The organism is Pseudoalteromonas sp. MMG007, from assembly GCF_018100985.1.
Taxonomy (GTDB): domain Bacteria; phylum Pseudomonadota; class Gammaproteobacteria; order Enterobacterales; family Alteromonadaceae; genus Pseudoalteromonas.
On record NZ_JAGJEI010000006.1, the window covers coordinates 172,243 to 185,094 of the forward strand.

Below are 12,852 nucleotides of genomic sequence, written 5' to 3' on the forward strand. Positions count from 1 at the left end.
TATGTAAATTATTAGAGAAACAAGATGCATAAACTACAGGATGTGTTTTTTATTGAAAGCCCTTTGCAGCTGAGTTCCGCAAAAAAAGCGAGAGAACACTTCAATATAAAAAATGCGGTTCTATTTATAAATATTAAAAATAAAGGCGATACTAACCACTCCCAAATATTGAAAGGTTTGGATAATGACGACGGATGGCCTGAAATCAATTTTATTTATAGGAAAAATAATATACTAGAAAATTTACAGTTTTTGCTTTTTACTTTTAGGCTTTTGATAAATTATAAAGGTAATATCAAGCGCTTTTTCTATGGTGATTATCGGAGTCCTAACTACGCAATTTTTCAAGCTATTCTGAAGCCCAAAGAGGCTATATTATTAGATGATGGAGCAGTCACTATAGCTGTCCAAAAGAATTATATAAGAAAAAACAAAGATATATTAACTGTTGAAGGATTACGCCTCAAGTTGTTTAGTTTTATTTTGAATAAACCTAGAGTGCCAAATTTATATTCTTTTTTTGATTTAGAAAGATATTTACTACCTGAACAAACGAATTATTTTGAGAAAAAAAAAGTTTGTCAGATAAAGACTTTTGAAAGTATTTATTTTTTAGGGAGTAAATTATCTGAATCAGGTTATATGAAAGAAGGCGACGAGATTAAAGTACTGACAAGTATCTATAAAAGCTATCCATTCTTAAAGCTTTATTATGTTCCTCATCGAGATGAATCTAGTTGTAAACTTGAAAAAATTAAAGGGCTAGGGTACGAGCTTTTAGTGTTTGATACACCTATAGAGAGATTTTACGAGAAGTCTTTAGAAATGCCTAAAGTGGTTATGTCATATTATTCAACTGCTCTATATACATGCTATTTAAACTTTGGTCATCAAGTTGAGTTAATAGCTGTCGATATTAGAAAATATTTAAATAATAAAATACCTATAAACAATGTTAATACTGTATATGAATACTATAAAGACTTAGGTATGAAAATTGATTTTGTGGAATAAGCTTTTATTAAAGAAAGCTTTATTTTTTATTACTAATTAGAAGAGAATTTGATTGTATAGTAAATCACTTATTTATATTTGTAGCTCAATTATAAGCGCTGCAATTCCTTTTGTTTTATTGCCTATATTAACACGTTATTTAACACCTGCGGAGTATGGGAAAATAGCCATGTTTAGTATATTTACTACCGCGTTAGCTGCCTTAATAGGCTTAAGTGTAGATGGGGCTGCAAACAGGCGCTTTTTTGACGAAAACATTTTAGATACTGAGTTAGCGCGATTTAACGGTAACTGTTTTTTTATCTTATTAACTAGTGCATGTGTTGCTTTATTTTTTTTAGTGTTTGTAGATGTGTTTTTAGCCGGTTACCTAGGTATTCCTCCTACTTGGGTTTACTTTGGGTTGTTAAGTGTATTTTGCAGTTTCATTTTAAACCTACGTTTAGGTCAGTGGCAAATTAGAGGAAAAGCAAAATCATACGGTGCACTGCAAATAACAAATGCGTTTGTGGTTTTATTATTTAGTTTATTATTTGTTGTTTCACTTAAGTTAGGTCCAAATGGCCGTATTTATGGCATTGTTTTGACAAGTGTAATTATAGGGGCTTTGTCTTTTTTTACCCTTCGTAACGACAAGCTTGTTTTATTTGAGTATAACCGGGCCGATATTAATTATGCACTATCATTTGGTGTTCCGTTAATCCCCCATGTACTAGGTGGTTTTTTATTGTTATCAATCGATAGGCTGATAATTAATAAAGAGCTCGGGCTTGAAATGACGGGTATTTACATGGTTGCTATTAATTTAGGTAGTGCTTTAAATATACTATTTAATAGTATTAATAAGGCTTATTCACCTTGGTTGTTTGGGCAGTTAAAAGAAAATAAGCAAGCTAGTAAAAAAGCTATTGTTAAAAAAACATATCTGTATTTTATTTTTTTAGTGCTTATGGCACTATTGTCTTTTTTAATTGCTCCGCCAGTATTAAAGCTAATTGTTGGTGAAAAGTTCCATAAGGCAGCAGATGTTTTACCATTAATTGTAACGGGGCAGATATTTTTAGGTATGTACTTTATGGTAACTAATTATATATTTTATATTAAAAAAACTAAGTACTTATCCTGTGTAACTATTTCTTCCGGAGTGATAAATGTTGTTCTACTGCTTTTACTTATTCCTCATTATGGGATAAATGGTGCAGCATTGGCTTTTTTAATTGCTAATTTTTTGAGATTCATAGGAACATGGGTGCTTAGTGCAAAAGTATATAAAATGCCTTGGGGTCTGAAAGGTTAACTTCGTGGTTTTATAAGCACTTTAAGCCCGAGTATAAGTGTGATGTTAAAAGGGTGCATAAATAGTCTCTAATGCTAGCTTTAATAGAGTGAGTGATTTGAGTTATGGGAAGGTAACTGTTAGTGATAACAATCATTCATGATTCGAGTGGTTGTTTTAGATGGATTAAGAATATACGAAGGGGTTGTTATTTAGGCTGGAGGTTTTTTGTATCTGATATAGGGCACCCTGCAAAAGTATTCAGTCGTAGGGATTCAGAGCATTATTACAATCTTAAAAAGTTAAATAGATTTCATTAGTTTTCAATGTGAAAGTATTAACTATTAATCATGGGTTATTAAAGTACGACCTATACAAAAAATTAGAGCAATAAGTGTAATTTACTTAGGTAGCTCTTATCCTCCCTAAAACGGATCTTACAAAATTATGAAAAATATAGAGCTAATATTGTTTGACGTTGATGGCGTTATGACTGATGGAAGTATTTATATTGATAAAAATGGCGAATCATTTAAAAAGTTTAATGTAAAAGATGGCTTAGCAATAGAGCTTTTACGTAGTCACAATATAAAAACGGGTGTGGTATCAGGTAAAGCAAGTGAAGCGTTAACACTTAGAAGCGAAAAGCTTGGGTTTGATTTTATAGTCACAGGCTGCAAAAACAAACTACCACGCGTTAATGCGATTTGTGCTGAGCTAAACATAGGTTTAGATAAAGTTGCATTTGTAGGTGATGACGTACTTGATTTACCTGTAATGCAAAAGTGTGGTGCGAGTTTTGCCCCAAGTGATGCACACGAGTTAGTGTTAAAATATGCTCAATATGTAACGAAGGCTGTCGGCGGTTCAGGTGTGGTAAGGGAGATTGCCGATATCATATTATTAGAACGATTTGATAATTTAGATGCTGTATATAACGTCTTACTAGAAAAAATAATATCAGATGATGTACAAAGCATGGAACAATAAAATGAGTACTTCTAATCGTTTTAAAGTTGTTATACCAGCGAGGTATGGTTCAACTAGACTGCCGGCAAAGCCTTTACTTGAAATTAATAACAAGCCTATATTTTGGCACGTTGCTCAACGAGTATTAGAAGCAGGTGTAAATATAAGTGATATCGTCATCGCCACAGATGATCAACGTATAGAAGCTAAGGCTATAGAGTTAAAGCTTCCTGTAGCTATGACTAAAAGTACTCACGTAAGTGGCACAGATCGAGTTAATGAAGTTGCGAGCCAATTAAATTGGCATGAAAATACATTGGTATTAAACGTTCAAGGGGACGAGCCATTAATGCCTTCGCCACTAATTAAAAAGTTAATGGGTTTTAGCGAATCTAATGCTCATTTTGATATGTTTACTGCGTCCGTAGGTATATCAAAATATGAAGACTTCATTAACGCGAACGTGGTTAAAGCTATCGTTACAGAAAACAATCAAGCCCTCTATTTTAGTCGAAGCGCAGCACCCGTAAATAGAGACGATCCAAGTGATTTAACGTATGCAAATCGACATGTTGGGATTTATCTTTACAGTGTTAAGATACTGCAACAGCTATGCGAGTTGAGTGAATCAACACTTGAAAACACTGAGAAACTAGAACAATTAAGAGCTTTGAGCAACGGTGTATCTATTGGTGTAATGAAATACTGCGGGGAAATTCCACACGGTATCGATACTGAAAAAGATTACTTAAACGTAAAAGCTATAATGGAATCAATATGAGCAGTTATGATGTAGCTAAACGCGTAATTAATATAGAAATTGAGGCGTTAAAAGCGCTAGAGAAGCAATTAGACGAACAGTTTAATAGTGCAATAGAACTTATATTAAATACCAGTGGGCGAACAATCATTTGTGGAATGGGAAAATCAGGAATTATAGGCAAAAAAATAGCTGCTTCTTTTGCAAGCACTGGGACTCCTAGTTTTTTTATGCACCCAGGGGAAGCATTCCACGGTGACTTGGGGATGGTAACACCTGAAGATGTTTTTATTGCTATATCTAACTCTGGCGAGACACTTGAAGTATTAAAGTTGCTACCATTTTTAAAAGATAATAATAATAAAATTATAGCTATAACAGGCAATGAGAATTCTACCCTTGCCAATAATGCACACTACCATCTAAATATAGCGGTTCCTGAAGAAGCATGCCCATTACAGTTAGCGCCAACTTCATCTACAACTGCAACCTTAGTTATGGGAGATGCATTAACAGTAGCTCTTATGGAGTCGCGCTCCTTTCAGCCTGAAAACTTTGCTCGTTTTCACCCAGGGGGGAGCCTAGGGCGTAAGTTACTTAGTAAAGTTAGTGATGAAATGGTGACTCAAAACTTACCTTTAGTAAGTGAAGATACTCCATTAACCGACGTTATAAATGTTATGTCAAAAGGTGCTTTAGGGCTTACTTTAGTTGTTAAAAATGACGAAGCTAAAGCATTGATAACTGATGGTGATTTACGTAGAGCTATTGAAAAGTATGGTAAAGATTTGTTTGATCTAAAAGCTAAGCATATCGCAAATAGCAACCCCGTTGGCGTAGCTCCTGACACGTCAATAGCGATGGCTTACGAGAAAATGCAAAGCAATAAAATAAATAGTCTAATAGTGTGCGATAACAAAAAGGTTATAGGTATCCTAAAAAAATAATATATGTGTAAGTGAGCTTCATGCCTTCGCAAGTTTTACCTTTTGTGTATGTCATGCTTTAGGCTCTTAGCTTACAGGCGTTTTTATATTCGCAGGTAAGCAAGCTTCACTCCTACGTAAATTTTATTATTTGGCGTATTTACATGTTTAGTGCATGAGCTGCATACTCATTTTTACTTACCAATCTCAACCTTTATGTCTTCCCCTAATAACTCTTTATACTTTTTGGCCAATGTATTTTTTGCACTCTCATCGCCATGCACAATTTTTATATGGCTTGGCTTTTTACGCATGCCGGTTACAAACTTAATTAATCCATTTTGGTCTGCATGTGCGCTGTAACCGCTAATGGTATGCACTTTCGCGTTAATTGTAATACGCGTATCGTTTATAAAAACATAACCATTGCGGGGGCCGTATTTTTGTATATCTCGACCAAGCGTACCTCTGCCCTGGTAACCTACAAACAATACATCGGTAGTTTTGTATGGTAAAAAGCGCTCAAGGTAATTAACTATTCGTCCGCCACTGCACATACCGCTTGCAGCTAAAATAATAGCCGGCGTTTGGCGCGTACTTAAATAATTAATAATAGCCATATGCTCTTTGTGCGTATCAACCGTGGTTAGGTTTTCAAAGTCTAGCGGATGACGACCTTTTGCTACTTTGCGTTTAGCCTCGGCGTCCCATAAGTGTTTAAACTTAATATATTGATCGGTAAAATTAGCAGCCATGGGGGAGTCGAGTATTACGTGAATGTCTCGCCACTTAGAATTTTTAGGTGCCTTATAAATTAGTTGCTCAAGTTCGTAAAGCAACTCTTGTGTGCGGCCAATACTAAACGCTGGCACAAGCACAATGCCGTTGTCGCTAACTGCGCGCTCTATGACCGACTTTAAAATTTGTGTTCGCTCTTTTCGGCCTTGGTGGTTTTTATCGCCATAGGTTGACTCAATAACTAGGGTATCGGCTTTGTAGGGTGGTTTTGGTGCAGATAAAAGGGGAGTGTAGGGTGCGCCTAAATCGCCTGAAAAAACCACTCGGTGTGTGTTTTTGCTCAAGCTTGGTTTATTTACAACATCGATTTCTACATAGGCTGAGCCTAATATATGCCCCGCACGTTGAAACCTCGCTTTGGCTCTTTGTTCACCTTTACATGGTAATTCAAACCAGTTTTTATAATCTACGGTAATAATACGTTTGCTTAATAAACTTATACACGCTTTTATAATTTTAGGGTCGCGAGTAACGCCTACTTTTAACGCATCTTCAATCACCAGTGGTAATAAACTAGCTGATGCGAGTGTAGTAAAAATAGGCCCTTTAAAGCCTGCTGCTAATAAGTAAGGAATGCGGCCAACATGATCAATGTGGCAATGGGTAACAATAAGCGCGGTAACACAGGCAATATCAAACTCAATAGATAGATCGGCTTTAGCGTCTTCACCTTGAAACAACCCGCAATCAATTAGTATGCTTGTGTGCTTATTAACTGCTAGCTCATGGCAGGAGCCGGTCACACCATTAACAGCTCCATGATGAAGTATGTGCATTTTATTGCCTTATACTATTAATTTATCCCTGTAACCTTAAGGTAGAAGCATACCGTTGAATATTCAAGAACGGGTGGGTATTGGGTTTATATTTATAGGCGGGGCTTTATGCCATGCTGGGTGAGTTGTTTTTTAAATGCGCGAGGTAATGCTTTAACTATCTGCAAAATAAAAAGTACTTTTTGTGGGCCTAGGTAATTTTATTCATGGAAATGTTGGGCATTTGTAATGCTTTATTTGAGTTTACGCTATTAATTATTCGTATCGTTAAGTCGCTCTGGTAGAATCCATATATTATTTATTGACTAATCTTAAAGGATTAATATGAAAATTGCAGTGGTAGGCACAGGCTATGTAGGCCTTTCGAACGCAATGCTTTTAGCGCAGCATAATGAAGTGGTAGCGCTTGATATAGACGCTAAGAAAATTGCGCTGCTAAATAATAAGCAATCTCCAATTGTTGATGCTGAAATTAGTGAGTTTTTAACGCGTAGCGACTTAAGCTTTACAGCTACGACAGATAAAACTTTAGCTTATAAAAATGCAGATTTTGTCATCATAGCGACTCCAACTGATTACGATGTTGAGAACAATTACTTTAATACGAGTTCTGTAGAGGCGGTTATTAAAGAGATTATTGAGTATAACCCTAATGCAGTCATGATAATAAAATCAACGATTCCTGTAGGGTTTACTAAAGATATTAAACAGCGATTAAATGTTGAAAACTTAATGTTTTCACCTGAGTTTTTACGTGAAGGCAAAGCGTTATACGACAATTTACATCCTTCGCGCATTGTAGTGGGTGAACAAAGTGAGCGTGCAGAGGTTTTTGCAAACTTGCTTAAGCAAGGTGCCATTAAAGAAAACGTTGAAATACTGTTTACTGATTCAACTGAGGCTGAAGCCATTAAGTTGTTTTCGAACACCTATTTAGCAATGCGAGTTTCTTATTTTAACGAGCTTGACAGTTATGCCGAATCGCATGGACTAAATGCAAAACAAATAATACAAGGGGTGGGTTTAGATCCCCGAATTGGTAACCATTATAATAATCCATCGTTTGGTTATGGTGGCTATTGTTTACCTAAAGATACTAAGCAACTTTTAGCTAACTACGCTGATGTACCGAATAATATTATTGGTGCCATTGTTGATGCAAACACTACGCGTAAAGACTTTATTGCTGAGTCAATTATAAAACATAACCCTAAAGTGGTTGGGGTATATCGTTTAGTAATGAAAGCAGGCTCTGATAACTTTAGGGCCTCTGCTATTCAAGGAATAATGAAGCGCATTAAAGCAAAAGGGATTGAGGTAGTTGTATACGAACCTGTACTTGAAGACACTGAGTTTTATCGATCTCGCGTAATTAAAGACTTAGCTCAATTTAAAAAAATATCAGATGTCGTTATTTCTAACCGTATGGTTGAAGAGTTAAGTGATATTGCTGACAAGGTTTACACACGCGACCTATTTGGTAGCGATTAATTGTATTAGCACTATGCCTGACCCCGATAAAGTTTACTCGGGGTTTTACTTCATTCATCCCTCATTTAGATTTAACCTGTTAACTTAAAAAATAATTAATTTATAAATAAAGGACTACCCATGAAAGCTGTTATTCCTGTTGCGGGCCTTGGTACGCGTATGTTACCAATGACCAAAGCTATCCCTAAAGAAATGCTACCTATTGTAGACAAACCACTTATTCAATACATAGTGAACGAGTGTGTAGCTGCAGGTATTAAAGACATAGTACTCGTAACTCATAGTTCTAAAAACGCAATTGAAAATCACTTTGATACGAGTTATGAGCTTGAAGCAACGCTAGAGAATCGTGTAAAGCGTGCTTTACTTGAAGAAGTTCGCTCTATTTGCCCTACTGATGTAACTGTAATGAGTGTTCGCCAAGGTGAGGCTAAAGGTTTGGGGCACGCTATTATGTGTGCAAAGCCAATTGTTGGGGATGACGACTTCATTGTACTACTCCCCGATGTGGTACTTGATGCTTATACTGCAGATCAAAAAACTGAAAACTTAGCCGCAATGATCAAGCGCTTTAATGAAACCAAAGCAAGCCAAATCATGCTAGAGCCAGTAGCACAAGAAGACGTAAGTAAATATGGTATTGCTGATATTAACGGTGTACAGCTAACACCAGGTAACAGTGCCGCAATTAAAACAATGGTTGAAAAGCCTGATGCAGGCGAAGCGCCTTCAAACCTTGCGGTTGTTGGTCGTTATGTATTGAGCAAAAATATTTGGCCATTATTGGCAAAAACGCCTGTAGGTGCTGGTGGTGAAATACAGCTGACTGACTCTATTGATGCGTTAATGGCTGAAGAAACTGTTGAAGCATTTCATATGAGTGGTCGCTCGCATGATTGTGGCGATAAGTTAGGTTATTTAAAAGCGATAGTTGAATATGCTATGCGCGATTCTAAACTGGGTAAGGATTTTTCCCTGTATCTTAATGAGTTCGTTGAGCGTCAATAAGCCCTTTTTATAACGTTGTTACCTTGTAAGTACGACAACTCTAATATTTACACGTTTAAGCCTTAATTCATTGCATATATTGAGTTGAGGCTTAAGTGCAACTTCTCATAAAAGGGTTAGGTTTAATTTTTTAAACTTATACCATTGGTGTAATGCCTCGAGTTAATTTTGAGGGGCAAAAATTTATTTCATTAAAGTTGTTCCCATCCCCTCTATAATGTAGCCATTAACATACCTATAAGGACTTATCATGATTGTACAAGGTCAAAAACTACCAGACATTACATTAACGCAGCTAACGAATGACGGCATGCAAACCCTTACAAATAAAGATTTATTTGATGATAAAAAGGTCGTGCTATTTGCAGTGCCTGGTGCTTTTACACCAACGTGTTCTAATGCGCACTTACCTGAATTTATTACTCTTGCAGATAAAATTAAGGCAAAAGGTGTTGATGCTATTTACTGCGTATCGGTGAACGATGCATTTGTGATGAAAGCGTGGGGTGAATCTCAAAACGCACAGGACATTTTATTACTTGCAGATGGCGATGCAAGTTTTACCAAAGCGCTTGGGCTTGAAAAAGATACCGCAGGCTTTGGTGGTATTCGCTCTAGCCGTTACGCGATGATTGTAGATAACGCAGTTGTTACCGGGCTATTTGTAGAGCAAGAAAAAGAGTTTGAAGTGAGTCGTGCTGAGTATGTATTAGAAAAGATTTAAGGGTATTTTTAGTTATCAGATTCTAGCTATCAGCTATCAGCTGTCAGTTATTAGAAGGTAGTTATTAGAAGGTAGTTATTAGAAGGTAGTTGTCAGGTGCTTGTTCTAATCCCGATAAAATAGTCTAGAGTTAGCTGTTATCGAATCTACTTTTAAGGCTTGTTAACATTACTGCTAGCTCTTTTGTTTCAGTTATCCATTTTTGACTGGTGGTTATAGGGAGGTAACCTATCTCTATTCCAATACATATTTGTGTTCTAGCTTCTCCCAAAGGAAGCTCTTGCTATATCTATAAAGCGACTTTTTTCTTTATAACTTTCTCTACAAATTCCTTCAGCAATATTACTTGATACTGAAAGCCCAGAGCGCGTTAACTGGTCTCTGAACCCAAAACCCTTAATGTTTTAGATTTATAAATATCTGCGCTCAGGCGGGCTGAACGTTTCCAGACTTCTAAATTCTCAAAGTTCATCGGTTATTTTATATTTATATAATTTTTAATAGCTTAGTTTGAAATCAATAAAATACAAATAATGCTTAAGAAGCGAAGCTAAACTTGATTAATAAATAGCAACTTTATAAATTCACTAACCACTAACCACTAACCACTAACCACTAACCACTAACCACTGAACTTATAATTCAAACGGTGCTACGCCTACTGCTTTCATTTTATATCCTACTTGAGCTATTTCGCCTGACCAGCTTTGTGTACTTATAATACCTGTTACTACGATTGCGTCGTATAAACTGTCGATAGGTACGCCGCCTTTAATTGTTACATGTACAATTTGGTTTGGCGGTGGTGGTGGCACGTGAATACACGCGCCAAAGTATGGCACTAATAAAAACTCAGTGATCACTTCGCTATCGCCTTCTAGCGGCACTACAAAGCCAGGTAAACTAACTGATTGTCCATCGAGCGCTTTTACTACTGGTGCATCTAAATCGGGTTGCACCCAATTTTGCTCACTGCCTTCATGATTGGCCTGAGCTTGTGTATCTATTTGTACATGGCCTTTAGGGATTAAGTCTTCCCAAAAAATCTCTTTTGGCGGGTTGGCATTACTAATAAAGCTTATAAATAATAAGCTAATGCATAAGCTGTAATTAACTACTGTTTTAAAAAACGTCATGGGATACCTAAAAATTATATTTTTATACTCATGCCATCGCTGAGTGAGTAAAAGTAAGCGCGAGTGGCGGGTATTAAACCAATAATAAAACCAGCGGCCATAATAACGCCTATTAAGGTGAGTTCATAGTAAGAGAGCATGGCTATGTTTACGCTTATGCCCGCTTGGCTTTGTAAGTAGCTACTAGCTAAAAGCATAACTAAGTAATAAAGTGCGCAGCCTACAATGCACCCAAGCAAGGTGGTAAAAAGTGACTCAATGCTTATTAAGGTAAATAATTGCCATGGACGAGCGCCTACAGAGCGCAATATGGCAAGTTCGCGTCGACGTTGGTTTAAATTAGCAAGCAGCGTAGTAAGCATACCTAATAAACTAACCAGCACGACAACACCCGAAAACAACAGTAATACTTTTTCGACTATTGCTAACATTTGCCACAGTTCTTTAAGCGTGACAGTTGGCATAATGCCAAGCAGTGCTTCTTTTTTATATTGGTTTATATTGCGCCTAATTTGTAGCGTGTATAAAGGCGAGTTGAAGCCCATTAAAAAAGCGGTAATTTGTTTGGGCTGCCCCGTTAAGTCACTATACTTTTCGTGTTCATCGTGTTCATCGTGTTCATCGTGTTCATTATGAGCAGAGCCACCATGTATTAAGTCAATGGCAGCAAGTGGTATGTGTAAGGTTTTATCCACTGGCGTGCCTGTCGCATTTAAAATGCCGGTAACTTTAAAGGGGTTGTCTTTATGATGGTGAAAACTGGTATTGCCCATACCATGAGATATGACTATTTGGTCACCTAATTTATAATTTAAGCGGTTTGCTACATCACTTCCTAATACGACTTCGTTAATAGCAGTAAAGGCATGTCCTTGGTTAAAGGTTAAATGCTGTTTTTTAGCAAATTGATAATGCTCAAAGTAATCAAGAGTTGTGCCAAGTACCGCTTGGCCTTTATGGCTATCACCAAGGCTTATAGGAATACTCCATTTAACGCCTCGTTGATGAGTAATGTACTCATAACTTTGCCAGCTTACGCCATTATTTGTATGGCCAATTCTAAATACTGACGAAAGCAATAACTGTATATCACCGGTTCGCGCTCCCACAATTAAATCGGTGCCTGAAATAGTATTACTAAAACTACTTTTTGCATCAACGCGTATGCGCTCAATACTTAAAAGCAGCATTACACTTATAGCGATGGTAAAAAGCGTGAGTAATACGCTTGCACGACGATTTAATAAGCTTTTGTAGGCAAGTTTAGTAAGGATCATAGTGGCTCCTGCAAGCTCATTAGATCAATAGCACGATCAAATAGCGGCTTTAAGCTCTCATCATGGCTTACAAACACTAAAGTACTGCTAGAGAGCTTTGCTTGTTCAAACAATAGCTTTATAAAGTTTTGGCGGTTGTTTGCATCAAGTGCCGAGGTGGGCTCATCGGCAATAATTAGCTCTGGGCTGCCTATAAATGCGCGGGCTGCTGCAACACGCTGCTGTTGGCCAATACTTAATGTGGCTACATCTTTGTTATGGTATTGCTCATTAAGCCCTAATGCGTTTAGTAAACGTACGGCTTTTTTTTGTAATGAAGGTTTAGGCTCAGCGTGCTGTTTTAATACTTTTTGTTGTCGGCTTTTTGAAAACTCACAACCAAGCGTTACATTTTCGATTGGCGATAGATAAGGGAGTAAATTAAAGTTTTGAAAAATATAACCAATGTGATCTGCTCTAAAGGCATCTCGTTTGGTGTTGCTTTGTGTATTTAAATTTTGACTTAATATTAAAACATCACCGCTGGTGGCGGTATTAATACCTGCCAGTAGTGATAATAATGTTGACTTACCTGAACCACTCGGGCCATGCAAAAAAACATGTTGGCCTTTTTCAATATTAAGTTTGCCAATATTTAGCGTGGGCGATTTATCGTTTTTATGCCATTTAAAAGTAACGTTATTTAGGCTTATCATTA

12 protein-coding genes and 1 pseudogene are annotated in these 12,852 nt (G+C 36.8%); 8 read left to right on the forward strand and 5 right to left on the reverse strand.

Translation table 11 applies throughout. From position 1 onward, the window contains the following. Positions 1-24 precede the first annotated feature (24 nt). From J8L71_RS09850 to J8L71_RS09870, 5 genes are all read left to right on the forward strand, one after another. Positions 25-1,014, forward strand: a complete 990-nt coding sequence (locus tag J8L71_RS09850; RefSeq protein ID WP_211000387.1) for a hypothetical protein — start codon at positions 25-27, stop codon at positions 1,012-1,014. 52 nt (positions 1,015-1,066) lie between these two features. Then, positions 1,067-2,311, forward strand: a complete 1,245-nt coding sequence (locus J8L71_RS09855; RefSeq protein WP_211000388.1) for an oligosaccharide flippase family protein — start codon at positions 1,067-1,069, stop codon at positions 2,309-2,311. Positions 2,312-2,737: 426 nt separating this feature from the next. Beyond that, positions 2,738-3,280, forward strand: a complete 543-nt coding sequence (locus tag J8L71_RS09860; protein ID WP_211000389.1) for an HAD-IIIA family hydrolase — start codon at positions 2,738-2,740, stop codon at positions 3,278-3,280. A gap of 1 nt (position 3,281) precedes the next feature. Continuing rightward, positions 3,282-4,040, forward strand: a complete 759-nt coding sequence (kdsB, locus tag J8L71_RS09865) for a 3-deoxy-manno-octulosonate cytidylyltransferase (protein WP_211000390.1) — start codon at positions 3,282-3,284, stop codon at positions 4,038-4,040. After that, positions 4,037-4,966, forward strand: a complete 930-nt coding sequence (locus J8L71_RS09870) for a KpsF/GutQ family sugar-phosphate isomerase (RefSeq protein WP_211000391.1) — start codon at positions 4,037-4,039, stop codon at positions 4,964-4,966. The genes kdsB and J8L71_RS09870 overlap by 4 nt, the downstream gene beginning before the upstream one ends. Positions 4,967-5,139: 173 nt before the next feature. On the opposite strand, the gene J8L71_RS09875 is transcribed toward J8L71_RS09870, so the two are convergent. Beyond that, on the reverse strand, positions 5,140-6,519 hold the full coding sequence (locus tag J8L71_RS09875; protein WP_211000392.1) for an MBL fold metallo-hydrolase: 1,380 nt from the start codon (positions 6,517-6,519) through the stop codon (positions 5,140-5,142). Positions 6,520-6,843: 324 nt separating this feature from the next. Here J8L71_RS09875 and J8L71_RS09880 point away from each other — a divergent pair, with 324 nt between their 5' ends. The 3 genes from J8L71_RS09880 to J8L71_RS09890 all read left to right on the forward strand — a co-directional run bounded on the left by J8L71_RS09880 (position 6,844) and on the right by J8L71_RS09890 (position 9,742). Further along, complete coding sequence (locus J8L71_RS09880) at positions 6,844-8,010, forward strand: nucleotide sugar dehydrogenase (protein ID WP_211000393.1); 1,167 nt, start codon at positions 6,844-6,846, stop codon at positions 8,008-8,010. A 120-nt stretch (positions 8,011-8,130) separates the two neighbouring features. Beyond that, a complete protein-coding gene (gene galU, locus J8L71_RS09885) occupies positions 8,131-9,018 on the forward strand; it encodes a UTP--glucose-1-phosphate uridylyltransferase GalU (RefSeq protein WP_211000394.1) in 888 nt (295 codons plus the stop codon). A 250-nt stretch (positions 9,019-9,268) separates the two neighbouring features. Next, the gene (locus J8L71_RS09890; RefSeq protein ID WP_211000395.1) at positions 9,269-9,742 is read left to right on the forward strand and encodes a peroxiredoxin; all 474 of its coding nucleotides are present in this window, start codon (positions 9,269-9,271) and stop codon (positions 9,740-9,742) included. 130 nt (positions 9,743-9,872) lie between these two features. Here the strand turns inward: J8L71_RS09890 and J8L71_RS09895 are convergent. The 4 genes and pseudogenes from J8L71_RS09895 to J8L71_RS09910 all read right to left on the reverse strand — a co-directional run bounded on the left by J8L71_RS09895 (position 9,873) and on the right by J8L71_RS09910 (position 12,850). Continuing rightward, a pseudogene (locus tag J8L71_RS09895) lies at positions 9,873-10,214 on the reverse strand (four helix bundle protein). Between the two features lie 163 nt (positions 10,215-10,377). Then, positions 10,378-10,878 (reverse strand): DUF3299 domain-containing protein, encoded by a 501-nt coding sequence (locus J8L71_RS09900; RefSeq protein ID WP_058546919.1) that lies wholly within the window; start codon positions 10,876-10,878, stop codon positions 10,378-10,380. Positions 10,879-10,892: 14 nt separating this feature from the next. Then, positions 10,893-12,155, reverse strand: a complete 1,263-nt coding sequence (locus J8L71_RS09905; protein ID WP_211000396.1) for an ABC transporter permease — start codon at positions 12,153-12,155, stop codon at positions 10,893-10,895. Beyond that, entirely contained in the window at positions 12,152-12,850 is a 699-nt protein-coding gene (locus J8L71_RS09910) for an ABC transporter ATP-binding protein (RefSeq protein ID WP_211000397.1), read from the reverse strand. The genes J8L71_RS09905 and J8L71_RS09910 overlap by 4 nt, the downstream gene beginning before the upstream one ends. Between the last annotated feature and the right edge of the window lie 2 nt (positions 12,851-12,852).